General features: G+C 61.1%; 20 protein-coding genes. 4 read left to right on the forward strand and 16 right to left on the reverse strand.

Features of this window, described 5'->3' with window-relative positions; all coding sequences use genetic code 11:
* Positions 1 to 54: 54 nt before the first annotated feature.
* The 16 genes from dnaE to rpsB all read right to left on the reverse strand — a co-directional run bounded on the left by dnaE (position 55) and on the right by rpsB (position 18,240).
* Complete coding sequence (gene dnaE / locus HU736_RS11530; protein ID WP_181088545.1) at positions 55 to 3,579, reverse strand: DNA polymerase III subunit alpha; 3,525 nt, start codon at positions 3,577 to 3,579, stop codon at positions 55 to 57.
* 110 nt (positions 3,580 to 3,689) lie between these two features.
* On the reverse strand, positions 3,690 to 4,313 hold the full coding sequence (rnhB, locus tag HU736_RS11535) for a ribonuclease HII (protein ID WP_101317266.1): 624 nt from the start codon (positions 4,311 to 4,313) through the stop codon (positions 3,690 to 3,692).
* Complete coding sequence (gene lpxB / locus HU736_RS11540; RefSeq protein ID WP_103436330.1) at positions 4,314 to 5,441, reverse strand: lipid-A-disaccharide synthase; 1,128 nt, start codon at positions 5,439 to 5,441, stop codon at positions 4,314 to 4,316.
* A gap of 1 nt (position 5,442) precedes the next feature.
* On the reverse strand, positions 5,443 to 6,219 hold the full coding sequence (lpxA, locus tag HU736_RS11545) for an acyl-ACP--UDP-N-acetylglucosamine O-acyltransferase (protein WP_101317262.1): 777 nt from the start codon (positions 6,217 to 6,219) through the stop codon (positions 5,443 to 5,445).
* Positions 6,216 to 6,656, reverse strand: a complete 441-nt coding sequence (gene fabZ / locus HU736_RS11550; RefSeq protein ID WP_101317259.1) for a 3-hydroxyacyl-ACP dehydratase FabZ — start codon at positions 6,654 to 6,656, stop codon at positions 6,216 to 6,218. Before fabZ ends, lpxA begins: the two co-directional genes overlap by 4 nt.
* Before the next feature lie 115 nt (positions 6,657 to 6,771).
* Positions 6,772 to 7,827 carry a UDP-3-O-(3-hydroxymyristoyl)glucosamine N-acyltransferase gene (gene lpxD / locus HU736_RS11555; RefSeq protein ID WP_186697687.1) on the reverse strand — a complete coding sequence of 352 codons (1,056 nt, stop codon included), beginning with the start codon at positions 7,825 to 7,827 and terminating at the stop codon, positions 6,772 to 6,774.
* Position 7,828: 1 nt separating this feature from the next.
* Positions 7,829 to 8,332, reverse strand: coding sequence for an OmpH/Skp family outer membrane protein (locus tag HU736_RS11560; RefSeq protein ID WP_101317254.1), 504 nt, complete (start codon positions 8,330 to 8,332; stop codon positions 7,829 to 7,831).
* Between the two features lie 45 nt (positions 8,333 to 8,377).
* A complete protein-coding gene (gene bamA, locus HU736_RS11565; protein WP_101317252.1) occupies positions 8,378 to 10,726 on the reverse strand; it encodes an outer membrane protein assembly factor BamA in 2,349 nt (782 codons plus the stop codon).
* 73 nt (positions 10,727 to 10,799) lie between these two features.
* Positions 10,800 to 12,152 (reverse strand): sigma E protease regulator RseP, encoded by a 1,353-nt coding sequence (gene rseP, locus HU736_RS11570; RefSeq protein ID WP_186697685.1) that lies wholly within the window; start codon positions 12,150 to 12,152, stop codon positions 10,800 to 10,802.
* A gap of 46 nt (positions 12,153 to 12,198) precedes the next feature.
* Positions 12,199 to 13,389: a 1-deoxy-D-xylulose-5-phosphate reductoisomerase gene (gene ispC, locus HU736_RS11575; RefSeq protein WP_103436327.1), complete on the reverse strand. Its 1,191-nt coding sequence runs from the start codon at positions 13,387 to 13,389 to the stop codon at positions 12,199 to 12,201.
* Complete coding sequence (locus tag HU736_RS11580) at positions 13,386 to 14,201, reverse strand: phosphatidate cytidylyltransferase (RefSeq protein ID WP_186697682.1); 816 nt, start codon at positions 14,199 to 14,201, stop codon at positions 13,386 to 13,388. Before HU736_RS11580 ends, ispC begins: the two co-directional genes overlap by 4 nt.
* Positions 14,201 to 14,956 (reverse strand): polyprenyl diphosphate synthase, encoded by a 756-nt coding sequence (gene uppS, locus HU736_RS11585; protein WP_103436325.1) that lies wholly within the window; start codon positions 14,954 to 14,956, stop codon positions 14,201 to 14,203. Before uppS ends, HU736_RS11580 begins: the two co-directional genes overlap by 1 nt.
* 16 nt (positions 14,957 to 14,972) lie before the next feature.
* Positions 14,973 to 15,530 carry a ribosome recycling factor gene (gene frr / locus HU736_RS11590; RefSeq protein ID WP_101317243.1) on the reverse strand — a complete coding sequence of 186 codons (558 nt, stop codon included), beginning with the start codon at positions 15,528 to 15,530 and terminating at the stop codon, positions 14,973 to 14,975.
* Positions 15,527 to 16,270 carry a UMP kinase gene (gene pyrH, locus HU736_RS11595; RefSeq protein WP_101317241.1) on the reverse strand — a complete coding sequence of 248 codons (744 nt, stop codon included), beginning with the start codon at positions 16,268 to 16,270 and terminating at the stop codon, positions 15,527 to 15,529. The genes frr and pyrH overlap by 4 nt, the downstream gene beginning before the upstream one ends.
* 181 nt (positions 16,271 to 16,451) lie before the next feature.
* A complete protein-coding gene (tsf, locus tag HU736_RS11600; RefSeq protein ID WP_101317239.1) occupies positions 16,452 to 17,315 on the reverse strand; it encodes a translation elongation factor Ts in 864 nt (287 codons plus the stop codon).
* A gap of 187 nt (positions 17,316 to 17,502) precedes the next feature.
* Positions 17,503 to 18,240: a 30S ribosomal protein S2 gene (rpsB, locus tag HU736_RS11605; protein WP_101317236.1), complete on the reverse strand. Its 738-nt coding sequence runs from the start codon at positions 18,238 to 18,240 to the stop codon at positions 17,503 to 17,505.
* A 347-nt stretch (positions 18,241 to 18,587) separates the two neighbouring features.
* Here rpsB and map point away from each other — a divergent pair, with 347 nt between their 5' ends.
* From map to HU736_RS11625, 4 genes are all read left to right on the forward strand, one after another.
* Complete coding sequence (gene map, locus HU736_RS11610) at positions 18,588 to 19,370, forward strand: type I methionyl aminopeptidase (RefSeq protein ID WP_103436323.1); 783 nt, start codon at positions 18,588 to 18,590, stop codon at positions 19,368 to 19,370.
* A gap of 21 nt (positions 19,371 to 19,391) precedes the next feature.
* Entirely contained in the window at positions 19,392 to 22,094 is a 2,703-nt protein-coding gene (locus HU736_RS11615; protein ID WP_103436322.1) for a [protein-PII] uridylyltransferase, read from the forward strand.
* 23 nt (positions 22,095 to 22,117) lie between these two features.
* Positions 22,118 to 23,314: a succinyldiaminopimelate transaminase gene (dapC, locus tag HU736_RS11620; RefSeq protein ID WP_186697680.1), complete on the forward strand. Its 1,197-nt coding sequence runs from the start codon at positions 22,118 to 22,120 to the stop codon at positions 23,312 to 23,314.
* Positions 23,315 to 23,401: 87 nt separating this feature from the next.
* Positions 23,402 to 24,136 (forward strand): M12 family metallopeptidase, encoded by a 735-nt coding sequence (locus HU736_RS11625; protein ID WP_103436320.1) that lies wholly within the window; start codon positions 23,402 to 23,404, stop codon positions 24,134 to 24,136.

Genomic DNA, 24,136 nt, shown 5'->3' on the forward strand with positions numbered 1-24,136 from the left:
CGCCCTACCTTAAAGGATCAGGCGCATTCAGGTCGAGATTAAAAATTCATCGCATTAGCGGTATTGCAGGAAGACGTTCTCACGCCCGAACTGGTCACGCAGGGCTTGAATCAGCCCGTCCGCCGGGTCGATCGCCCAGTCATTACCAAACTGCAGCATGGCCTTGGCGTCGTTACCGGTGTATTCAAGGGTGATCGGGCACCCGCCACGGTGGCGGGTGATCAGCTCACCCAGCCAGCGCAGGCGGTCACCCTTGAGTGCATCATGGGCGACCTTCAGGCGCAGACTCTCGGCCAGCCGCGTGCGCGCATCTTCCATGGTCATCACCTGCTTGACGCGCAGGCGCAGACCGCCAGAGAAATCATCGTTACTGACCTCGCCCTCGACCACGACCATGGCATCGTTCTGCAACAGTGCCTGGGCGGCCATGAACGAGTCTGCGAACAGCGAGGCTTCGATGCGTCCGGAGCGGTCATCGAGGGTGACGAAGCCCATCTTGTCACCCTTCTTGTTCTTCATCACGCGCAAGGCAATGATCATCCCGGCCACCGTCTGCACTTCGCGCGACGGTTTCAGGTCGATGATCCGCTGGCGGGCGAAGCGGCGGATTTCGCCTTCGTACTCGTCGATCGGGTGGCCGGTCAGGTACAGCCCCAGCGTGTCCTTTTCACCTTTCAAGCGCTCTTTGAGGGTCAGCTCGCGCGCCTTGCGGTGGTTGGCATAAACGTCGACATCCGCTTCGACGAACAGCCCGCCAAACAGGTCGATGTGGCCGCTATCGGCGGTCCGCGCGGTCTGCTCGGCCGACTTCACTGCCTCTTCGAGCGCCGACATCAGCGCTGCCCGGTTGCGGTCGATGTTGGCCTGGTAGGCCTTGATCTCGTCGTGAAAGTGCGGCCCGAGGCGATCCAGCGCACCGCTGCGGATCAGTGCATCGAGAGTACGCTTGTTGACCCGCTTGAGGTCGATGCGCTCACAGAAGTCGAACAGATCCTTGAACGGCCCACCGGCACTGCGCGCCTCGACAATGGCCTCCACTGGCCCTTCACCTACACCTTTGATCGCGCCCAGGCCATAAATGATGCGGCCATCGTCGTCGACTGTGAACTTGAACTCGGAGGCGTTCACATCCGGGGCGTCAAGGCGCAGTTTCATGGTGCGCACTTCTTCGATGAGCACCACCACCTTGTCGGTGTTGTGCATATCCGCAGAAAGCACCGCCGCCATGAACGGCGCCGGGTAGTGCGTCTTGAGCCAGGCGGTCTGATAAGAAACCAGGCCGTAGGCGGCCGAGTGCGACTTGTTGAAGCCGTAGCCGGCGAATTTTTCTACCAGGTCGAAGATGTTACCGGCCAGATCCGCACTGATGCCGTTGTTGGCACACCCCTCGATGAAGCCGCCACGCTGCTTGGCCATCTCTTCGGGCTTTTTCTTACCCATCGCCCGGCGCAGCATGTCAGCACCGCCGAGGGTGTAGCCGGCCATGACCTGGGCGATCTGCATCACCTGTTCCTGATACAGGATGATGCCGTAGGTCGGTGCCAATACAGGCTGCAGGCCTTCGTACTGGTAGTCCGGGTGTGGGTAGGCCAGCTCGGCGCGGCCGTGTTTACGGTTGATGAAGTCATCAACCATGCCCGACTGCAGTGGGCCTGGGCGGAACAACGCCACCAATGCGATAAGGTCTTCCAGGCAGTCGGGCTTGAGCTTTTTGATCAGCTCTTTCATACCGCGCGACTCGAGCTGGAATACCGCAGTGGTCTCGGCCTTCTGCAGCAGCTCGTAGGTTTTCTTGTCGTCCAGCGGGATGAAGTCGATGTTCAGATCGGGCAAGCCTTCCTTGGCCTGCTCGCGGTTGATGGTCTCCATCGCCCACTTGATGATGGTCAGGGTGCGCAGGCCGAGGAAGTCGAACTTGACCAGCCCCGCCGCCTCGACGTCGTCCTTGTCGAACTGGGTTACCAGGCCGCCGCCCTCTTCGTCACAGGCGATCGGCGAAAAGTCGGTGAGCTTGGTCGGTGCGATAACCACACCACCCGCGTGCTTGCCGGTACCGCGACAGACGCCCTCGAGCTTGAGGGCCATGTCCCAGATCTCGCGGCCATCCTCATCGCTCTTGAGGAAGTCGCGCAGCACCTCCTCCTGCTCGTAGGCCTTTTCCAGGGTCATGCCGACTTCGAACGGGATCATCTTAGACAGACGATCAGCCAGCCCGTAGGACTTGCCCTGCACCCGCGCCACATCGCGCACCACCGCTTTCGCAGCCATGGTGCCAAAGGTGATGATCTGGCTTACCGCGTTACGCCCGTAGGCGTCGGCGACGTACTCGATGACTCGATCGCGGCCATCCATGCAGAAGTCGACGTCGAAGTCGGGCATCGATACCCGCTCAGGGTTGAGGAAGCGCTCGAACAGCAGGTCGTAGGCCAGCGGGTCCAGGTCGGTGATCTTCAACACGTAGGCGACCAGCGAACCGGCACCCGAACCACGGCCAGGGCCGACCGGTACGCCGTTGTTCTTGGCCCACTTGATGAAGTCCATAACGATCAGGAAGTAACCGGGGAAGCCCATTTGGATAATGATATCCAGCTCGAACTTGAGCCGGTCCAGATAGACCTGACGCTTGGCCTCGTAGTCCTCGGTAGTGTCCTTGGGCAGGATCACCGTCAGGCGTTCTTCCAGGCCCTCGTGGGAAACGTGGCGCAGGTAGTCATCGATGCCCATGCCATTGGGCGTCGGGAAGTCGGGCAGGAAGTGCTTGCCCAGTTGCACCTCGATGTTGCAGCGCTTGGCGATTTCCACCGTGTTGGCCACGGCGTCGGGCAGGTCGCTGAACAGCTCGACCATCTCTTCCTGGCTTTTCAGGTATTGCTGATCACTGTACAGGCGCGGTCGGCGCGGGTCGTCGAGGGTCCAGCCCTCACCGATGCAGACGCGGGTTTCGTGGGCGTCAAAATCGGTCTGCTTGATGAAGCGCACATCGTTGGTCGCGACCAGCGGCGCGCCAACCCGGTCAGCCAGGGCTACAGCGGCGTGCAGGTAGTCTTCATCGCCAGGGCGATTGGTGCGCTGCAGCTCGACGTAGAAGCGCCCGGGGAACATGCCCAGCCAGTCGCGCAGCAAGGCTTCGGCCTCTGCGCTGCGGCCGCTGAGCAGGGCCATGCCGATATCCCCTTCGCGGGCGGCAGACAGCGCGATCAAGCCTTCGCTGGCCGGGGCTATCCAGTCGCGCTGGATGACCACCAAGCCATTGCGCTGGCCGTCGACCCAGCCGCGCGAAATCAATTCGGTGAGGTTGCGATAACCCTTGGGGTTCATCGCCAGGAAGCAGATACGCGACAATGGCGCTTCCGGATCAGCCCCGGCCAGCCACAAATCGGCGCCGCAAATCGGCTTGATGCCGTTGCCCATCGCGTTCTTGTAGAACTTCACCAACGAGCACATGTTGCTCTGGTCGGTAATCGCCACTGCCGGCATGTTCAGTCCGGCCAAGGCCTTGGCCAGCGGCTTGATCCGCACCAGGCCATCGACCAGGGAGAATTCGGAGTGCACACGAAGGTGAACGAAAGAAACCGACATGTAAGGGCCTATAGCAGAGCAGCGGACAAGCGCGGGATTGTACCGCAAATGTGAACGGCTGCGGCGCCACGTGACGGCCTGCAGGGTCGCAGCGCGACCCGCGCAGGCGATCAGATCAGTGAGGTAGGCACGCCCGCGCGGGCTTCCCAGGCCACCCGCACCGGCGCGAAGGAGCGCCGGTGGATCGGCGTAGGCCCAAGCCGGGCAAGTGCCTCAAGGTGCACGGGGGTCGGATAGCCTTTGTGACCACCCATGCCGTAGCCGGGGTAGATCAACTCGAAGGCGCTCATCTCGCGGTCGCGGGTGACCTTGGCCAGGATCGACGCGGCAGCGATCGCAGGCACCTTGGCGTCGCCCTGCACCACTGGGGCGGATGGTACAGCCAGCACCGGGCAGCGATTGCCGTCGATCAAGGCAAGCTTGGGCGTGATGCTCAAGCCCTCGACCGCGCGCTGCATGGCCAGCATGGTGGCATGGAGAATGTTCAACCGGTCGATTTCATCAACCTCAGCTCGCGCAATGCAAAAGCTCAGGGCTTTTTCGCAGATTTCGTCGAACAACGCTTCGCGCCTGGCTTCGGTGAGCTTCTTGGAGTCGTTCAAGCCGAGGATCGGCCGCCGTGGATCGAGGATCACCGCTGCCGTGACCACCGCACCGCAGAGTGGCCCGCGGCCAACTTCATCGACGCCTGCGACGAGTTCTTCGACCAAGTTGAAATCCAGTCCCAGCTGCATCTAGCGTTGCTCCAACAAGGCCAGCACTGCGTCCGCTGCCTGGTTCGAGGCGTCACGACGGAGGGTGCGGTGAATCTGATCAAAGCTGTCAGTCTGATGCTGGCCATCGGCAAGCAACGGTGCCAGGGTCTGCGCCAGGGCCTCGCTGGTGGCGGCGTCCTGCAGCAGTTCCGGCACCAACATGCGCTGCGCCAACAGATTGGGCAGCGACACGTAGGGGCTTTTGACCATGCGCTTGAGAATCCAGTAGGTCAGCGGCGCCAGGCGATAGGCGACAACCATTGGCCGCTTGTACAGCATCGCTTCCAGCGTAGCGGTACCCGACGCAATCAGCACTGCATCGCAGGCGGCCAGTGCCTGATGCGACTGACCATCGAGCAGAGTCAGCGGCAGGTCGCGACCTGCCAGCATCTGCTCGATCTGCTCACGGCGGGTCTGGTTGGCGCAAGGCAAGACGAACCGCACACCCGGGATCAACTGCTGCAAACGCTCGGCGGCCTCCAGGAACAGCGCACCCAGCCGGCCGACTTCGCCGCCGCGGCTGCCGGGCATCAATGCCACCAGCGGCCCGGCGGGCAGGCCCAGCTCGGCACGAGCGGCTTGACGGTCAGCCTCCAGCGGAATCGTATCGGCCAGCGGATGGCCGACAAAGCGCACCGGTACACCCTGCTCTTCATAGAAGCGCGCCTCGAATGGCAGCAGGGTCAGCATCAGGTCGCAGCCTTCGCGGATCTTCAGCACCCGCTTCTGCCGCCAGGCCCAGACCGACGGGCTGACGTAGTGCACGGTCTTGATGCCGTGCTGGCGCAGTTTCAGTTCGATATTGAGGGTGAAGTCGGGTGCATCGATGCCGATGAACACATCGGGCTTCTCGTCAAGCAGGGTCTCGATCAGCAGTTTGCGTCGCTTGAGCAGCTCACGCAGACGCCCGAGCACCTCAACCAGACCCATCACTGCCAGGCGCTCCATAGGGAAGTAGGACTGCATGCCCTCAGCCTCCATCAACGGGCCGCCGACACCGATAAAGCGCACACCGGGATGGCGCGCCTTGAGTGCGCGCATCAAACCGGAGCCAAGGATATCGCCGCTGGCCTCACCTGCGACCAACGCTACACAAAGCTCACTCATATCAGCGGGTGATGCCGCGAGCGGAGCTCTGGATGGAGGCACGGAACAGCTCGACCTCAGGGTGCAATGCAGCTAACTCCTGCAACTCGTTAATAGCCTCGTCAGCCGTCAGGCCCTGGCGATAGACCATTTTGTAGGCCTTGCGCAGCGCGAGGATGACTTCATCGCTGAATCCACGCCGACGCATGCCTTCGAAGTTCATGCTGCGGGCTTCGGCCGGGCTGCCAAATACAGTGACAAACGCGGGTACATCCTTGCCGATCGCGGTGCCCATGCCCGAAAACGCGTGAGCGCCGATATGGCAGTACTGATGAACCAGGGTGTAACCAGACAGAATTGCCCAGTCGCCCACATGCACATGGCCAGCCAGCGCAGTGTTGTTGACCAGAATGCAATTGTTGCCGATCACGCTGTCATGGCCAATGTGGGCATAGGCCATGATCAAATTGTGATCGCCGAGGGTGGTTTCGGCACGGTCCTGAACGGTCCCGCGGTGAATGGTCACGCCTTCGCGGATCACGTTGTGGTCGCCGATCACCAGACGCGTCGCTTCACCCTTGTACTTGAGGTCAGGGGTGTCTTCGCCAATCGAGGAAAACTGGTAGATACGGTTGTTCTTGCCGATCCGGGTCGGCCCTTTGAGTACCACATGTGGGCCGATTACTGTGCCCTCCCCGATTTCGACATCGGGACCAATGATCGACCAGGGGCCCACCTCGACACCGTCCGCCAGTCTGGCAGAAGGATCGACGATAGCCCGCGGATCAATTGAATTCATAGGGAGCGTTCCGCACAGGTAATCTGCGCCGAGCATACCGGCTTGCCGTCAACCAGGGCACGGCACTCAAACTTCCAGATCATGCTCTTGCGGCTGAGGAACTTGGCTTCGAGGACCAACTGGTCGCCTGGCAACACTGGCTGACGGAAGCGTAGCTTGTCGGAGCCAACAAAGTAGTACAGCGTGCCGTCTGCCGGCTTGGCATCGAGCATCTTGAACCCGAGAATCCCGGCCGCCTGGGCCATGGCTTCGATGATCAGCACGCCTGGCATGATCGGGTGGGCCGGGAAGTGGCCATTGAAGAACGGCTCGTTGATGCTGACATTCTTGTAGGCACGAATGCTCTGGGCCTCGAAGTCCAGCTCCGTGACCCGGTCCACCAGCAGGAACGGGTAACGGTGAGGCAGGTATTCGCGAATCTCGTTGATGTCCATCATTTCGGGGGGAAGCCTGTAGTAAGAATAGGGAGCGCAGGTGCTGACCACACGCTCCTTTAGCAATCCAATAGAGGAGCCAGCTAGCAACGGATCACTCTTGGCTCAGGAAATGGTATCAGCCTTCTGATGTCGGCTGGCCACCTGAGGTCACGGTCTCGAAGCGTTTTTCCATCTGCTGCAGGCGCTTGGCCATATCGTCGAGCTGGCGAATCCGCGCCGCACTTTTGCGCCAATCGCCCAGCGGCTGCATGGCCGTGCCGGAAGAATAGGCACCCGGCTCGGTGATCGAACGGGTAACCATGGTCATGCCGGAGACGAACACGTTGTCGCAGACATCGATATGGCCAACCATGCCGACACCGCCAGCAATGGTGCAATGCTTGCCAATGCGGGTGCTGCCAGAGATGCCGACACACGCGGCCATAGCCGTGTGATCGCCAATCTGCACGTTGTGCGCGATCTGGATCTGGTTGTCGAGCTTGACCCCGTTGCCGATCTGGGTATCCGCCAATGCACCGCGGTCTACCGCAGTATTGACGCCGATCTCGACATCATCACCGATGCTCACACCGCCGATCTGGGCAATCTTGCGCCAGACGCCCTTCTCGTTGGCAAAGCCGAAGCCCTCGCCGCCGATTACCGCACCGGACTGAATCGTCACCCGCGCACCAATGGTCACGTCGTGATACAGCGTGACCCGCGGGGCCAGCCAGCCGCCTTCGCCAATCACACAGCGCGCACCAATGAAGCAGTGCGCACCCACGGTGACATTGGCAGCGATGCGCGCACCGCTCTCGATCACCGCAAACGGCCCAATGCTGGCATCGGCATCGACCTGAGCGTCATCAGCAACCACGGCGCTGGGGTGAATCCCCGCTACAGCCTTGGGCTTTGGATCAAACAGGTGAGAGATGCGCGCGTAAGCCAGATACGGGTCGGCGACGATCAGGGCGTTGCCGGCGAAGCCTTCGGCGTCTGCTGCCTTGAGCAGAACCGCAGAAGCCTGGGAATTGTCCAGGTACTTGCGGTACTGCGGGTTGGCGAGAAAGCTCAATTGCCCGGGACCGGCCTCCTGCAAGGTGGCCAGCCCGGTAATCTGCAGCGCCTCGGGCCCCTTGAGGGTAGCGCCGAGCGCCTCGGCCAATTGGCCGAGCGTCATGGTCACGGTCATATCAACGGGCTTGGTTCATGCGCTCGATGACTTGGCGAGTGATGTCGTACTGCGGTTTGACATCGATCACTGCGCCGCGCTCGAGCACCAGGTCAAAGCCGCCTTTCTTGATCACTTCTTCAACAGCACCGTCCAGCTTCGGCTTGAGCTGCTTGAGCATGTCACGGTCGGCAACGGCCTTGGCTTCGTTGAGTTCCTTGGACTGGAACTGGAAGTCACGGGCTTTTTGCTTGAACTCGAGCTCAAGACGCTCACGCTCTTGCTGCTGCATCTTGTCGCCGCCTTTGAGCAGACGGTCCTGGATGCCTTTGGCGCTGCTTTCCAGGCCCTTGAGCTTGGTCAGTTGCGGGCCGAACTTCTTCTCGGCATCGACGGCGTAACGCTTGGCGGCGTCCGACTCGAGCAGTGCCATCTGATAGTTCAGCACAGCCACTTTCATTTCGGCGAAAGCGGGGGTGGCGACCAGCGCCGCAGCCACGAAGGCCAGTTGGGTCAACTTACGCACGATGCACTCCTGGAGAATCCGTTGTCGTTTAGCACGGGGCCGACCTTAGAAGGTCTGCCCCAGAGAGAATTGGAACACCTGGGTTTCGGCTTCTGCCGGCTTCTTGATCGGCATTGCCAAACTGAAGCTCAACGGGCCCAGCGCAGTGATCCAGGTTACGCCCAGGCCAACCGAACTGGCCATGTCCGAGAAGCCGACCTTGGTGCAATCAGGCTTGGAACCGCAGTTGGTGTCGAACACGTTACCCACGTCCCAGAACACGGAGGTGCGCAGCGAGCGCTGGTCCTTGACGAACGGCAGCGGGAACAGCAACTCGACACCACCCTGCACCAGCACGTTGCCACCGAAGGCCAACGGATCCTGATCGGGGTCAGCCGCGGTACCCGGACGGTTACCCTTGCTCGGCGTACTGCGCGGGCCGAGGGTGTTGTCCTTGAAGCCACGTACCGAGTTGAAACCACCGGCGTAGTAGTTCTCGTAGAACGGCAGACCAGAGGTGCTGCCATAACCGTCACCGTAACCCAGCTCAGTGTGCAGACGCAGGGTGTAATCGTTGGACAGCGGCTTGAACAGCTGGCCACGGTAGTCCAGTTTGTAGAACGACAGGTCGCTGCCCGGCACGGTGCTTTCCAGGGTCAGGCTCTGGGAATGACCACGGGTAGCCAGTACACCTTTGTTCAGGGTCGATTCGGACCAGCCGACAGACGCCTTGAAGTTAAGGAAGTTGTCGCCCTCTTTGTCGACGAAGTCGAAGATCTCGTCAACGGTGTAGCGACCGGTCTTCAGCTTGTCCTGCTGCACGCTCAGGCCGTAGGTCAGACGCGATGTCTCGCTGATCGGGTAACCGACGCTGACACCGGCACCCAGGCTGTCTACTGCATAGCTGGCCACGTCGACGTCGAGGTCGTCGTAGTCGGTGCTGCGGTAGAAGGCGTTGTAACCCAGGCTGACGCCATCGGCAGTCCAGTAGGGGTCAACGAAGCCAAAGTTGTAGCGGGTCTGGTATTCGCTGCGGGTCAGGCCGATCGAAACCTTGTTACCGGTACCGAGGAAGTTGGTCTGGCTGATCGAACCACCGAGGATCAGGCCGGCGCTCTGGGCGAAACCGACGCTGGCGGTGATCGAACCGGAGGCCTGCTCTTCAACGCTGTAGTTGACGTCGACCTGGTCATCGGTACCCGGCACAGGCGGGGTCTCGACGTTGACTTCCTTGAAGAAGCCCAGACGCTCAAGGCGAGTCTTGGACTGGTCGATCAGGTAGGTCGAAGCCCAGCCGCCTTCCATCTGGCGCATTTCGCGACGCAGCACTTCATCTTCGGTCTTGGTGTTGCCGCGGTAGTTGATGCGGTTGACGTAGGCACGCTTGCCCGGATCGACCACGAACATGATGTCGACGGTGTGGTCTTCATCGTGCGCCTGCGGCACGCCGTTGACGTTGGCGAAGGTATAGCCTTCGTTACCCAGACGACGGGTGATCAGGTCGGACGTGGTGGTCATCACTTTGCGCGAGAAGACCTGGCCTGGCTGCACCAGCAGCAGCGACTGGACCTGGTCTTCCGGAACCTTGAGGTCACCGGACAGCTTCACGTCACGAACGGTGTACTTCTCACCTTCATTGATGTTGACGGTGATGTAGACGTGCTTCTTGTCCGGGGTGATCGACACCTGGGTAGAAGCGATGTCCATGTTGATGTAGCCGCGGTCCAGGTAGTAGGAGCGCAGACGCTCGAGGTCACCGGAGAGTTTTTCGCGGGCATACTTGTCGTCGTTCTTGAAGAACGACAACCAGTTGGTGGTTTTCAGCTCGAACAGCTGGCCGAGCTCGTCATCATCGAACACGGTGTTGCCCACCACGTTGATGTGCTGGATCGCGGCAACCGTGCCTTCGTTGATGTTGATCTTCAGGCCAACCCGGTTACGCGGCTGTGGCACGACTTCAGCTTCGACCTCGGCCGAGTAGCGGCCCTGGGCCACGTACTGACGTTGCAGTTCGTTACGCACACCCTCGAGGGTGGCGCGCTGGAAGATCTCGCCTTCGGCCAGACCAGACTGCTTTAGACCTTTCATCAGGTCTTCAGTGCTGATCGCCTTGTTGCCTTCGATCTCGATGCTGGCTACCGACGGACGCTCGACCACATTGATGATCAAGACGTTGCCGTCGCGGCTCAGCTGGATATCCTGGAAGAAGCCAGTCTTGAACAGCGAGCGGGTGGAATCCACCAGGCGACGGTCGTCAGCCTGATCGCCCACGTTCAGAGGCAGTGCGCCGAACACGCTGCCGGCGGAAACCCGCTGCAGGCCGTTGACGCGGATATCGGAGATGGTGAAGGACTCAGCGTGAACTTCAGCGATCATCAGTGCGGAGAGGACCGCAGTTAGCAGCAGACGTTTCATGAAGTCCTTTTATTCCAACTGGCAATAAACAACCCGCCGCAAAAAGGCGGCAGGTTTGCAATTGAGCGAAGCTTTATAGTCGACCCAGATCGTTGATCAGGGCGAGCAACATCACCCCTATGACCAAACTTATACCGATCTGGACCCCCCAACCTTGCACCCGATCCGACAGCGGACGGCCGCGTGCCAACTCGATCAGGTAGAACAACAGATGCCCCCCATCCAGTACTGGAATGGGCAGCAGGTTCAGAACCCCCAGGCTTATGCTCAGGTAGGCCAGGAAATTCAGGAAATCCCCAACGCCCGACTGGGCTGAAGCGCCCGCCACTTTAGCAATGGTTATCGGTCCGCTCAAGTTTTTTACCGAGAGCTCGCCGAACAGCATTTTCTTCAACGACTCAAGGGTCAGAATGCTCATGTTCCAGGTCCGCGTCAGGCCTTCGCCCATCGCGGCCAGCGGCCCATAGCTGACTTCGCGCAGCATCGTCGCCGGCCATTCGCCACCTTTGACCCCTGCCCCGAGGTAACCACCGGAGGCCTGGCCTTCGCCTTTGCGCGCCAGGGTTACCGCAACATCCAGCACTGCAGCATCGCGCTCGATCCGCAGCTGCACCTTGGCCTCTGGGCGGGCACGCACGCTATCGACCACTTGTTGCCAGTCGTTGAGGGCAATGCCATCCAGGCTCAGCAGCTTGTCACCGGTTTTCAGCCCCGCTGCCGCCGCCGGCCCGTTCGGGTCGATTTCGGCCAGTACCGGGGCAATCACCGGGCGCCACGGGCGCAGACCCAGCGACTGGATCGGGTCGGGTTCATCCGCCCCGCGCAGCCACTGGTTCAAGTTGATCTCGTGTTGCCTCTCGGCAGTGCTGCCCTCGGCCAGCACACCCACGCGCAGGGTGCCGCTCTCGCCAAGGCGGCGCACCAGTTGCAGGTTGACCGCAGACCAGCCATTGGTCGCCTTGCCGTCCACCGAGACGATTTCCTGGCCAGCAGCGAGGCCGGCACTGGCGGCCAGGCTACCCGCCTCGACCGCACCGATGACCGGCCGTACCTGCTGGGTGCCAAGCATGGCCAGCAGCCAGAAGAACACGATTGCCAGGAGGAAGTTGGCGATCGGCCCCGCGGCGACAATGGCGATGCGCTGGCCGACCGGCTTGCGATTGAACGACTGCTCGATCAGCGCCGGCGGCACTTCGCCCTCGCGTTCGTCGAGCATCTTCACGTAACCGCCCAGCGGAATGGCCGCAACCACGAATTCCGTGCCATGCCGGTCGTGCCAGCGCAGCAGCGGGGTGCCGAAGCCTACCGAGAAACGCAGCACCTTGACCCCGCAACGGCGCGCAACCCAGAAATGACCAAATTCGTGGAAGGTGACCAGCACGCCCAACGCAACCAGGGTACCGATGATCATGTAGAGCGCAGTCATATCCATCTCCGAAAGACGTTCAGGACAACCCTGGAGCGAGCACGCATCAGCGGCCGTTCCGCCGCAGCCATTCCCGGGACAGCTCCCGCGCGCGCTGGTCGGCAGCAAACACCGCATCCAGCGACGTCAGTGGCACAACTGGCTCCTGTTCGAGCACCTGCTCGATCATACCCGCGATCTCCGGGAAGCGGATACGCCGCTGCAAGAATGCCTCAACTGCCACTTCATTGGCCGCATTGAGTACCGCAGGTGCGCTGTGGCCGGCTTCTGCCGCCTGACGCGCCAGACGCAGGCAGGGGAAGCGTTGCGGATCGGGCGCCTGAAAATCCAGCCGGGCGATGGCAAACAGGTCAAGCGGGGCAACGCCGGAGTCGATCCGCTCTGGCCAGGCCAGCGCATTGGCAATCGGCGTGCGCATGTCCGGATTACCCAATTGGGCGAGCACCGAACCATCGACGTAATCCACCAATGAGTGGATCACGCTTTGCGGATGCACCACGACTTCGACCTGAGCTGGAGCAGCATCGAACAGCCAGCAAGCCTCGATCAGCTCGAGGCCCTTGTTCATCATGCTCGCCGAGTCGACCGAAATCTTGCGCCCCATCGACCAGTTGGGATGGGCACAGGCCTGCTCGGGCGTGACTGCTTCAAGCTGCGCCGATGGCGTTTCGCGGAACGGCCCGCCGGAGGCCGTCAGCAAGATGCGGCGCACGCCAACTGCACCCAGACCACGCGCATAATCGCCGGGCAAACATTGGAAAATGGCATTGTGCTCGCTGTCGATCGGCAGCAACACCGCGCCACTGCGCCGTACTGCGTCCATGAACAACGCGCCGGACATAACCAGCGCTTCCTTGTTGGCGAGCAGAACCTTCTTGCCGGCCTCAACCGCCGCCAGGGTTGGACGCAAGCCAGCAGCACCGACGATCGCAGCCATTACCGCGTCGACTTCGCTGGCTGCAGCCACCTGACAAAGGCCGGCCTCGCCTTCGAGCACCTCGGTAGCACTGCCCGCCGCCGCCAGATCCGCACGCAGGCGCAGCGCAGCGTCAGCGCTTGGTACCACAGCAAACGCTGGGCTATGGCGCAAACACAGCGCCAGCAGCTGCTCGACCTGGGAATAACCGCTGAGAGCAAATACTTGGTAGCGCTCTGGGTGACGGCCAATCACGTCAAGCGTGCTCAGACCAATCGAACCGGTAGCGCCAAGCACCGTGATCCGTTGCCTACGGCTCACATGACACCCCATTCAGCGGCCCACAGCAGCACGGCGAACATCGGGATGGCAGCGGTCAGGCTGTCGATGCGGTCAAGCACACCGCCATGGCCCGGCAGCAGGTTGCTGCTGTCCTTGATGCCTTCGCGGCGTTTGAACATGCTTTCAGTGAGGTCACCCACCACCGAAGCCATCACCACCACTACCGCACCCAGCAGGCCCAGCAGCAGTTGGCCGATGCTCCAGTCACGCACCAGGCCTACGCCCAAGGCGATCAGCAGGCTGACGCCAAGGCCGCCATACACGCCTTCCCAGCTCTTGCCGGGGCTGACGTGAGGGGCCAGCTTGCGCTTGCCGAACGCGCGACCGGAGAAGTACGCACCGATGTCGGCAGACCACACCAGCACCATCACCGAGAGAATCAGGAAGTTACCCAGCGGCCAGTGCTTGAGCAACACCAGGCCTTGCCAGGCCGGCAGCAGCACCAGCAAGCCGATCAGCAGGCGGCAGGCGGCACTCGACCACAGTTCGCTACTGCGCGGGTAGGTCAGCACCAGCCAGGTCGCCAACCCCCACCAGATCACCGCTGCGCCGAGCACCCAAGGCGCCAGTTCGGGCAACAGGTACAGCAGCATCAACGCCGCAGCCACCACAGCGGCATAAGCGATGCGCATTGATTGAGCCATCAAGCCGGCCAGACGCGCCCATTCCCAGGCGCCCAAGGTGACCACACAGCCGATGAACAGGGCGAAGTCGCCGCCCTGCAGAAGAAAGAATCCAGCCAGTGCAATCGGCAGCAGGATCAGCGCAGTAATGATGCGTTGTTTAAGCATTAAGCACGAGCTCCAGCCTCGACCTGCTCGCTGGTTTTCCCAAAGCGGCGTTGGCGCGAAGCGAAATCGGCCAGCGCGGTACGCATGGCCTCGTGTTTGAAGTCCGGCCAGAACAGGTCGGAGAAATACAGCTCGGCGTAAGCCAGCTGCCACAGCAGGAAGTTGCTGATGCGATGCTCGCCGCCGGTACGAATACACAAGTCAGGCAGCGGCAGGTCGCCGGTCGACAGACAGGCCTGCAGCAACCCCGGAGTGATGTCGTCCGGGCGCAGATGCCCAGCCTGAACCTCACGGGCCAGCCGTTGCGCTGCCTGGGCGATATCCCACTGACCACCATAATTGGCAGCGACCTGCAGGATGAAGCGATTGCTGCCGGCGGTTGCCGCTTCGGCCTCGCGCATGGCGGCCTGCAGCTCCGGATGAAAGCGGCTGCGATCACCGATGATGCGCAGGCTGATGTTATTGTCATTGAGGCGCCGGGCCTCGCGGCGCAAGGCTGTGAAAAACAACTCCATCAACGCGCCGACCTCATCGGCCGGGCGCTGCCAGTTTTCACTGGAGAATGCGAACAGGGTCAGGACTTCGACACCCGCCTCGGCACATACCTCAATCACCGCGCGCACAGCATCCACGCCAGCTTTATGCCCGGCAACACCGGGCAGCAGACGCTTCTTCGCCCAGCGATTGTTGCCGTCCATGATGATCGCGACGTGGCGCGGCACCCCTGACGGCGCCGCTTGCTTGGTCTTTTCCATGAAGAGAAACCTGGCCTCAGACGGCCATCAGGTCCTTTTCCTTCGCCTTCACGGCAGTTTCGATATCCGCGACGAACTTGTCGGTCAGCTTCTGGATGTCATCAGCCGCACGACGCTCTTCGTCTTCGCTGATTTCCTTTTCTTTGACCAGGTCCTTGAGCTGGCTGAGCGCATCACGACGGATGTTGCGCACGGCGACACGGCCATCTTCAGCAGCTTCACGGGCCTGCTTGGTGAAGCCCTTGCGGGTTTCTTCGGTAAGCGCTGGCATGGTGATCAGCAGCAGCTCGCCCAGGTTGGTCGGGTTCAGGTTGAGGCCTGCGCTACCGATAGCCTTGTCGACCGCGCTGAGCATGTTGCGCTCGAAAGCAACGACCTGCAGGGTGCGCGAATCCTTGACTGTGATGCTGGCCACTTGCTTGATCGGCGTATCCGCGCCGTAGTACGGCACCATCACGCCTTCGAGAATGCTTGGGTGAGCAACACCGGTGCGGATGCGGCTGAACGCATGCTGGAGCGATTCCAGCGACTTGGTCATACGTTCCTGAGCATCTTTCTTGATTTCGTTGATCATGCTTGGCCTTCCTCGATCAAAGTACCTTCAGCGCCACCCACCACGATATTCAGCAGGGCGCCAGGCTTGTTCATGTTGAATACACGCAATGGCATCTTGTGGTCGCGGCACAGACAGATTGCGGTCAGGTCCATCACACCCAGCTTGCGATCCAGAACCTCATCATAGGTGAGGCGATCGAACTTCTCGGCGTGCGGGTCCTTGAATGGATCGGCAGTGTACACACCGTCGACCTTGGTCGCCTTCAGCACCACATCTGCATCGATTTCGATGCCGCGCAGGCAGGCTGCGGAGTCGGTGGTGAAGAACGGGTTGCCGGTACCGGCGGAGAAAATTACCACATCCCCGGAGTTGAGGTGGCGAATAGCTTTGCGACGATCGTAATGGTCGGTGACGCCGACCATGGAGATGGCCGACATGACCAGTGCCGGGATGTTCGAACGCTCAAGGGCGTCGCGCATGGCCAGGCCATTCATCACCGTGGCGAGCATGCCCATGTGGTCGCCGGTAACCCGATCCATGCCGGCGGCGCTGAGCGCTGCACCGCGGAACAGGTTGCCGCCGCCGATGACCAGACCCACCTGGACACCGATGCCGACCAGCTGACCCACTTCGAGGGCCATGCGGTCCAACACTTTCGGGTCGATCCCGAACTCTTCCGAGCCCATCAGGGCCTCGCCGCTAAGTTTGAGCAAAATGCGTTTATAGCGAGGTTGGCGACCACTCACCTGCTGAGCCATTGCGAGTCTCTCCTGCGGCGTTTTTAAGAAAATTCTGCGCGGGCTGGGTTACAGCCAGCTAACTGTAGCGTGGCGCTGCTTCAGCGCCAGCGGTACCAGGCCGGATAAACCTGGTGCCGGTTTGACAAAGAGGCTGCGCGCGTGAGCGGGCAGCCTCTTTGGGGCGACAGACGAGGCTGTCTTACTGCTTGGCAGCAGCCAGCTGGGCGGCAACTTCTTCAGCGAAGTTGTCGACCGGCTTCTCGATGCCTTCGCCTACTTTGAAGTAGGTGAAGGAAACGATTTCAGCACCGGCCTTCTTGGCCAGTTCGCCGACTTTGATCTCCGGGTTCATGACGAAAGCTTGCTCTTTCAGCGAGGCTTCGGCTTTGAACTTGGTGATACGACCGTTGATCATGTTCTCAACGATGTTTTCCGGCTTGCCGGCGATCTTGTCAGCGTTCAGCTGCAGGAAGACAGCCTTCTCGCGCTCGATGGCCTCGGCGGAGATTTCCGACGAATCGAGGAACTCAGGGTTCGACGCAGCAACGTGCATGGCGATTTCTTTGGCCAGCTGAACATCGCCGCCCTTCAGAACAACCGCAACACCGATCTTGTTGCCGTGCAGGTAGGCACCAACAACGTCACCCTCAACGCGCACCAGGCGACGGATGTTGACGTTCTCACCAACCTTGGCGACCAGTGCTTCACGCGCCGATTCGCGCGCAGCGATCAGCGGGGCAGCGTCGGTCAGCTTGTCGTTGAAAGCCTGTTCCACGCTTTCAGCAACGAAGTTTTTGAAGTCATCTTGCAGAGCCAGGAAGTCGGTCTGCGAGTTCACTTCCAGCAGGACGGCGGACTTGTCGTCGGCCTTGATGGCGATAGCGCCTTCAGCGGCAACGTTGCCAGCCTTTTTGGCGGCCTTGATGGCGCCGGAGGCACGCATGTCGTCAATGGCTTTTTCGATATCGCCGTCAGCCTTTTCCAGGGCTTTCTTGCAATCCATCATGCCTTCGCCGGTACGCTCGCGCAGTTCTTTGACCAGCGCTGCAGTAATTGCTGCCATTTCAAAATCCTCTTGGAAAGTTTTTCAACCATTCCACCCGCTCTTCACGGGCGTTCAATTCTGCTAATCCACTGTCTTGTTGCCAGCAGGAGGTCATCATGCGGCGGTATTGCTGACAGGAGGATTTCAGGTGGCAAAAAGGGGGCCAAGCCCCCTTTTCGCGTGCCAAGTAGACGCCAGGCGTCAATTACTCAGCAGCTGGTGCCGCCGCTTCTTCAACATAGACTTCGGTGCCGCCAGCAACATGGTTGCGGCCGCGGATGATAGCGTCAGCCATCGAAGCCATGTACAGCTCGATTGCGCGGATGGCGTCATCGTTGCCTGGGATGATGTAATCAACACCTTCCGGGCTGCTGTTGGTATCGACAACGCCGATAACCGGGATGCCCAGCTTGTTGGCTTCGGTGATCGCGATGCGCTCGTGATCAACGTCGATGACGAACAGTGCGTCAGGCAGACCGCCCATGTCCTTGATACCACCCAGGCTGCGGTCCAGTTTCTCCAGATCGCGCGAACGCATCAGAGCTTCTTTCTTGGTCAGCTTGGCGAAGGTACCGTCTTCAGCCTGGACTTCAAGATCACGCAGACGCTTGATCGAAGCGCGGATGGTCTTGTAGTTGGTCAGCATGCCGCCCAACCAGCGGTGGTCGACGTATGGCGAACCACTGCGAGCAGCGTGCTCGGCGACCAGTTTGCCGGCGGAACGCTTGGTGCCGACGAACAGGATCTTGTTTTTGCCCTGGGCCAGGCGCTCGACGAACGACAGAGCGTCGTTGAACATCGGCAGGGTTTTTTCCAGGTTGATGATGTGAATCTTGTTACGCGCGCCGAAAATGTATTTACCCATTTTCGGGTTCCAGTAACGGGTCTGGTGACCGAAGTGCACACCGGCCTTCAGCATATCGCGCATATTGACTTGGGACATGATTGTTCCTTGATAAGTCGGGTTGGGCCTCCACGTATCCCAATGACCAACCCACGTCGCCGAAGCGGTCGGGGCACCCAGGTCATCGTGTCGACACGTGTGTGGGTTAAGGCAGTCGAGGTCGTCCCCGAAAGCGGCGCACTTTATACCACAGACTCGGCGCTGACGGAACTGCAATCCTATCGCGTCCGTCAGTGCTTTTTGCAGCGGGCCCGCAATCGCGCCAAAATGCCTCATATAGAGAGCCGCCAGCGGGCCTTTCTGCCGACAGATGGGCGCCTCGCTCTGGTAGAATCCGGCCTTTCCCGTTTGTTCGCGCCCTGCACGGCGCCGTAGAGAGCCTGTCAATGACCGTTACCATCAAGACTGCAGAAGACATCGAAAAGATGCGCATCGCCGGCCGCCTGGCCGCTGAAGTACTGGAGATGATCGAGCCACACGTCAAGCCCGGCGTTACCACCGAAGCGCTCGACCGCCTGTGCCACGACTACATCGTCAACATTCAGCAGGCCATCCCGGCCCCGCTCAACTATAAAGGCTACCCGAAGTCGATCTGCACCTCGATCAATCACGTGGTCTGCCATGGCATCCCCAACGACAAGCCATTGAAGGATGGCGACACGCTGAACATCGACGTGACCGTGATCAAGGACGGCTACCATGGCGATACCAGCCGCATGTTCCATGTCGGCACCGTGCCGGTGTGGGCCGAGCGCCTGTCCAAGGTCACCCAGGAATGCATGTACAAGGCAATCGAGCTGGTCAAGCCGGGCTGCCGCCTGGGCGACATCGGCGAAGTGATCCAGAAGCACGCCGAGAAGAACGGTTTTTCGGTGGTGCGCGAGTTCTGCGGTCACGGCATCGGCAAGGTTTTCCATGAAGAACCGCAGATCCTGCACTACGGCCGAGCCGGCACTGGCATGGAGCTCAAGGAAGGCATGACCTTCACCATCGAGCCGATGATCAACCAGGGCAAGGCCGACACCAAGGTACTGGGCGACGGCTGGACGGCCATCACCAAGGACCGCAAGCTGTCGGCGCAGTGGGAGCACACCCTGGTGGTTACCGCGACCGGTTACGAGATCTTCACCCTGCGCAAAGACGACACCATCCCCCGCACGTCGGCCTAACACTTTCAGGAAAGCGACTCGATGCCCCAGGTGGATCCCGAGCTGTTCGACCGCGGCCAGTTCCAGGCGGAACTGGCGCTCAAGGCAAGCCCCATCGCAGCCTTCAAGAAGGCTATCCGCCTGGCCCGCGAGGTACTCGATCGGCGCTTTCGCGAAGGCCGTGACATCCGCCGGCTGATCGAAGATCGCGCCTGGTTCGTCGACAACATCCTGCAACAGGCCTGGAGCCAGTTCGACTGGCAACCACCCGAAACGATCGCCCTGATCGCAGTGGGCGGCTATGGCCGCGGCGAACTGCACCCGTACTCGGACATCGACCTGCTGATTCTGCTCGACGGCGCCCAGCACGAGCAGTATCGCGACGCCATCGAACAGCTACTGACCCTGCTCTGGGACATCGGCCTTGAAGTCGGCCAGAGCGTGCGCAGTGTCGACGAGTGCGTCGAGCAGGCCCGCGCCGACCTGACGGTGATCACCAACCTGATGGAAAGCCGCACCATTTGCGGCCCCGAAGCCCTGCGTCAGCGCATGCTCGAGGCCACCAGTACCTCGCACTTGTGGCCGAGCAAGGAGTTCTTCCTGGCCAAGCGCGCCGAACTCAAGGCCCGCCACCACAAGTACAACGACACCGAATACAACCTCGAACCCAACGTCAAGGGATCGCCCGGCGGCCTGCGTGATATCCAGACCGTGCTTTGGGTCGCGCGCCGCCAGTACGGCACCTTGAACCTGCACGCCCTGGCCGGCGAAGGCTTTTTGCTGGAGAGCGAAAACGAACTGTTGGCATCGTCCCAGGCCTTTGTCTGGCGGGTGCGCTATGCCCTGCACATGCTCGCCGGCCGCGCCGAAGACCGCCTGCTGTTCGATCACCAGCGCAGCATCGCCGCCTTGCTCGGCTTCAGCGACGAAAATCCCAAGCGTGCCATCGAGCAGTTCATGCAGCAGTACTATCGGGTGGTGATGAGCATCAGCCAGCTCTGCGACCTGATCATCCAGCATTTCGAAGAAGTGATTCTGGCGGACGAAGACAGCGGCACCACCCAGCCGCTCAACGCCCGCTTCCGGCTGCATGATGGCTACATCGAGGCCGCCCATCAGAACGTGTTCAAGCGCACCCCGTTTGCCATGCTCGAGATGTTCGTGCTGATGGCCCAGCACCCCGAAATCAAGGGCGTGCGCGCCGATACCGTGCGCATGCTGCGCGCCCATCGGCACTTGATCGACGATGACTTTCGCAACGATATCCGCAACACCAGCCTGTTCATCGAGCTGTTCAAGTGCGAGATCGGCATCCACAGAAACCTGCGCCGGATGAACCGCTACGGCATTCTTGGCCGTTACCTGCCCGAGTTCGGCCTGATCGTCGGGCAGATGCAGCATGACCTGTTCCACATCTATACGGTCGATGCGCATACGCTCAACCTAATCAAGCACCTGCGCAAATTGCAGTACACCCCGGTATCAGAGAAATTCCCGCTGGCCAGCAAGCTCATGGGCCGTCTGCCCAAACCCGAGCTGATCTACCTGGCCGGGCTCTATCACGACATCGGCAAGGGCCGTCAGGGCGACCACTCCGAGCTCGGCGCAGTCGATGCGCAGGCGTTCGGCGAACGCCACCAGCTGCCAACCTGGGACACTCGGCTGATCGTCTGGCTGGTGCGCAACCACCTGATGATGTCGACCACGGCCCAGCGCAAGGACCTCTCCGACCCGCAGGTGATCAATGATTTTGCCCTGCACGTCGGCGATGAAACGCGCCTCGACTATCTCTACGTACTGACCGTTGCCGACATCAACGCGACCAACCCGACGCTGTGGAACTCCTGGCGCGCCAGCCTGCTGCGCCAGCTTTACAGCGAGACCAAGCGTGCCCTGCGCCGCGGCCTGGAAAACCCGCTAGACCGCGAAGAGCAGATCCGCCAGACACAAAGCGCTGCGCTGGACATCCTGATCCGCGAAGGCACCGACCCGGACGACGTCGAGCAGCTCTGGTCGCAACTGGGTGACGACTACTTCCTCAAGCACACCGCCGCCGACGTCGCCTGGCACAGCGATGCAATCCTGCAGCAGCCGGCTGACGGCGGCCCGCTGGTGCTGATCAAGGAAACCACCCAGCGCGAATTCGAAGGTGGCACGCAGATCTTCATCTATGCGCCCGACCAGCACGACTTCTTTGCCGTGACAGTGGCGGCGATGTCGCAGCTGAACCTGAACATCCACGACGCGCGCATCATCACTTCGAGCAGCCAGTTCACCCTCGACACCTACATCGTGCTGGACAACGACGGCGGCTCGATCGGCGACAATCCGCAGCGGGTCAAGCAGATTCGCGACGGTTTGACCGAAGCCTTGCGCAACCCGGAAGACTACCCGACCATCATCCAGCGGCGAGTCCCGCGTCAGCTCAAGCACTTCACCTTTGCGCCGCAGGTGACCATCCTCAATGATGCCCAGCGCGCGGTGACCATTCTCGAGATCACGGCTCCCGACCGGCCTGGCCTGCTGGCACGGATCGGGCGGATCTTCCTCGAGTTCGACCTGTCGCTGCAAAACGCCAAGATCGCCACTCTCGGCGAGCGGGTCGAAGACGTGTTCTTCATTACCGACGCCAACAACCAGCCGCTGTCCGACCCGCAACTGTGCAGCCGCCTGCAAGAAGCGCTGGTCCAGCAGTTGCAGCCCAGCCAAGGCAGCGACAACAGCCCTGCCCGCCTGACTATCTAGATGATTGACGAGACCTCGTGCCGATGAACCAAGCCATGACCCAGCTGCAGCCCTACCCGTTCGAGAAGCTGCGCGCCCTGCTCGGCAGCGTGCAGCCCGCCGCTGACAAACGTGCCATTGCCCTGTCGATCGGCGAACCCAAGCACGAGTCGCCGGCCTTTGTAGCCAAGGCCCTGGCAGACAACCTTGACAAGCTGGCGGTGTATCCAAGCACGCTGGGCTTGCCGGCCCTGCGCCAGGCGATTGGCCAGTGGTGCCAGCGCCGCTTCAATGTGCCCGGCGGCTGGCTTGACGCTGACCGTCACATCCTGCCGGTCAACGGTACCCGCGAGGCCCTGTTTGCATTCACCCAGGCGGTGGTCAACCGCGCCGACGATGGCCTGGTGATCAGCCCCAACCCGTTCTACCAGATCTACGAAGGTGCAGCGCTGCTGGCCGGTGCCACCCCGCACTACCTGCCGTGCCTGGAAGACAACGGTTTCAACCCTGACTTCGACGCAGTGTCGGCCGAGACCTGGCAACGCTGCCAGATCCTGTTCCTGTGCTCGCCAGGCAACCCGACCGGCGCGCTGGTGCCGCTGGACACGCTGAAAAAGCTGATCGCCCTGGCCGACGAGCATGACTTCGTGATTGCCTCCGACGAATGCTACAGCGAGCTGTACTTCGACGAAGAAAACCCGCCGCCGGGCCTGCTCACCGCCTGCGCCGAGCTGGGTCGCAGCGACTTCAAGCGCTGCGTGGTGTTCCACAGCCTGTCCAAGCGCTCCAACCTGCCCGGCCTGCGCTCAGGCTTTGTCGCGGGCGATGCGCAGATCATCAAGCCGTTTTTGCTGTACCGCACCTATCACGGCTGCGCCATGCCCGTACAAACCCAGCTGGCCAGCGTGGCCGCCTGGCAGGACGAAACCCACGTGCGGGCCAACCGCGACCAGTACCGGGCCAAGTACGACGCCGTGCTGGAGATTCTCCAGCCCGTTATGAACGTGCAGCGGCCCGACGGCAGCTTCTACCTGTGGGCCAAGGTGCCGGGTTGCGATGCTGACTTCACACGCGATCTGTTCGAAGCTGAACATGTCACCGTGGTGCCGGGTTCATACCTGTCCCGCGAAGTCGACGGCGTCAACCCAGGCGCAGGCCGTGTGCGCATGGCCTTGGTCGCACCATTGGATGAGTGCATCGAGGCGGCGTCGCGTATCCAGCGCTTCCTTGAACGCCGCTGAGCCAGTTACAAGCTGATATATGTAAGGCACAGCTGCATAGCCGATCGGCGAAGCTCGTGGTCCATCAATTGACCAGGAGCTTTCCCGATGATCATCGATTCCCGGCCTTGTTGCCGCAACCGCATCCCAGAGCAGCTCTCCTACGACCTGGCGATCGCCGAAAACCCACGCAACAGAGGCGTAAGTAGTGGCGGGCGACACAAACGCGGCCTCGTCAAACACACGCACTTGTGGGAGCCGGGCCGCACGCTGTGGATCTCTTTCATGGGCTCACCTGATCGAAGCCTGAAAATGGCAATTTTCGAGCTGGCGAGCCAGTGGACTGACCTGTCCGAGGCGAATCTGGAATTGGATCTGGCCGAAGACAACGATGCCAATGCCCAGATCAGGGTTCTGACCGGCAAGGATGTCCTGCACAATGAATCAGACTTCGGCACCGATGCGCTGGCCCATACCGATGAGACCATGTGCCTGAACGTCGCTCCCGGCGAAGAGTGGTTTGAATGTACAGTGCTGCATGAGTTCGGCCACGCCCTCGGACTACAGCACGAACACACCCACCCTGATGCCAATATCCCGTGGAACGAACAGGCGCTCATCGCCACGCTCCAAGGCGCTGGCTGGACTGCACAGGATGTGTACCAGCAGTATCTGGAGGTGCAGACTGATACAGCCATGATAAAAACCGCTTACGACCCGTTGTCGATCATGCATTATGCCGTCGCGCAATGGCAGACCATTGGCGATTTTGAAATCGCACGCAACCACCAGCTCAGCGAAAAGGACCTTGAGCTGATGCGCCTGGCCTACCCGCACGACTGA

Source organism: Pseudomonas shirazensis, assembly GCF_014268785.2.
GTDB classification, from domain to species: domain Bacteria; phylum Pseudomonadota; class Gammaproteobacteria; order Pseudomonadales; family Pseudomonadaceae; genus Aquipseudomonas; species Aquipseudomonas shirazensis.

What these genes read in the sequence shown, in the direction of transcription:
- rseP (WP_186697685.1), bottom strand. Translation starts at nt 12,152, where the DNA reads ATGACTGCGCTCTACATGATCATCGGTACCCTGGTTGCGTTGGGCGTG.
- lpxB (WP_103436330.1), bottom strand. Translation starts at nt 5,441, where the DNA reads ATGAGTGAGCTTTGTGTAGCGTTGGTCGCAGGTGAGGCCAGCGGCGAT.
- rpsB (WP_101317236.1), bottom strand. Translation starts at nt 18,240, where the DNA reads ATGTCCCAAGTCAATATGCGCGATATGCTGAAGGCCGGTGTGCACTTC.
- lpxA (WP_101317262.1), bottom strand. Translation starts at nt 6,219, where the DNA reads ATGAATTCAATTGATCCGCGGGCTATCGTCGATCCTTCTGCCAGACTG.
- dapC (WP_186697680.1), top strand. Translation starts at nt 22,118, where the DNA reads ATGAACCAAGCCATGACCCAGCTGCAGCCCTACCCGTTCGAGAAGCTG.
- dnaE (WP_181088545.1), bottom strand. Translation starts at nt 3,579, where the DNA reads ATGTCGGTTTCTTTCGTTCACCTTCGTGTGCACTCCGAATTCTCCCTG.
- tsf (WP_101317239.1), bottom strand. Translation starts at nt 17,315, where the DNA reads ATGGCAGCAATTACTGCAGCGCTGGTCAAAGAACTGCGCGAGCGTACC.
- pyrH (WP_101317241.1), bottom strand. Translation starts at nt 16,270, where the DNA reads ATGGCTCAGCAGGTGAGTGGTCGCCAACCTCGCTATAAACGCATTTTG.
- bamA (WP_101317252.1), bottom strand. Translation starts at nt 10,726, where the DNA reads ATGAAACGTCTGCTGCTAACTGCGGTCCTCTCCGCACTGATGATCGCT.
- lpxD (WP_186697687.1), bottom strand. Translation starts at nt 7,827, where the DNA reads ATGACCGTGACCATGACGCTCGGCCAATTGGCCGAGGCGCTCGGCGCT.
- HU736_RS11615 (WP_103436322.1), top strand. Translation starts at nt 19,392, where the DNA reads ATGCCCCAGGTGGATCCCGAGCTGTTCGACCGCGGCCAGTTCCAGGCG.
- HU736_RS11580 (WP_186697682.1), bottom strand. Translation starts at nt 14,201, where the DNA reads ATGCTTAAACAACGCATCATTACTGCGCTGATCCTGCTGCCGATTGCA.
- rnhB (WP_101317266.1), bottom strand. Translation starts at nt 4,313, where the DNA reads ATGCAGCTGGGACTGGATTTCAACTTGGTCGAAGAACTCGTCGCAGGC.
- uppS (WP_103436325.1), bottom strand. Translation starts at nt 14,956, where the DNA reads ATGGAAAAGACCAAGCAAGCGGCGCCGTCAGGGGTGCCGCGCCACGTC.
- fabZ (WP_101317259.1), bottom strand. Translation starts at nt 6,656, where the DNA reads ATGATGGACATCAACGAGATTCGCGAATACCTGCCTCACCGTTACCCG.
- frr (WP_101317243.1), bottom strand. Translation starts at nt 15,530, where the DNA reads ATGATCAACGAAATCAAGAAAGATGCTCAGGAACGTATGACCAAGTCG.
- HU736_RS11625 (WP_103436320.1), top strand. Translation starts at nt 23,402, where the DNA reads ATGATCATCGATTCCCGGCCTTGTTGCCGCAACCGCATCCCAGAGCAG.
- map (WP_103436323.1), top strand. Translation starts at nt 18,588, where the DNA reads ATGACCGTTACCATCAAGACTGCAGAAGACATCGAAAAGATGCGCATC.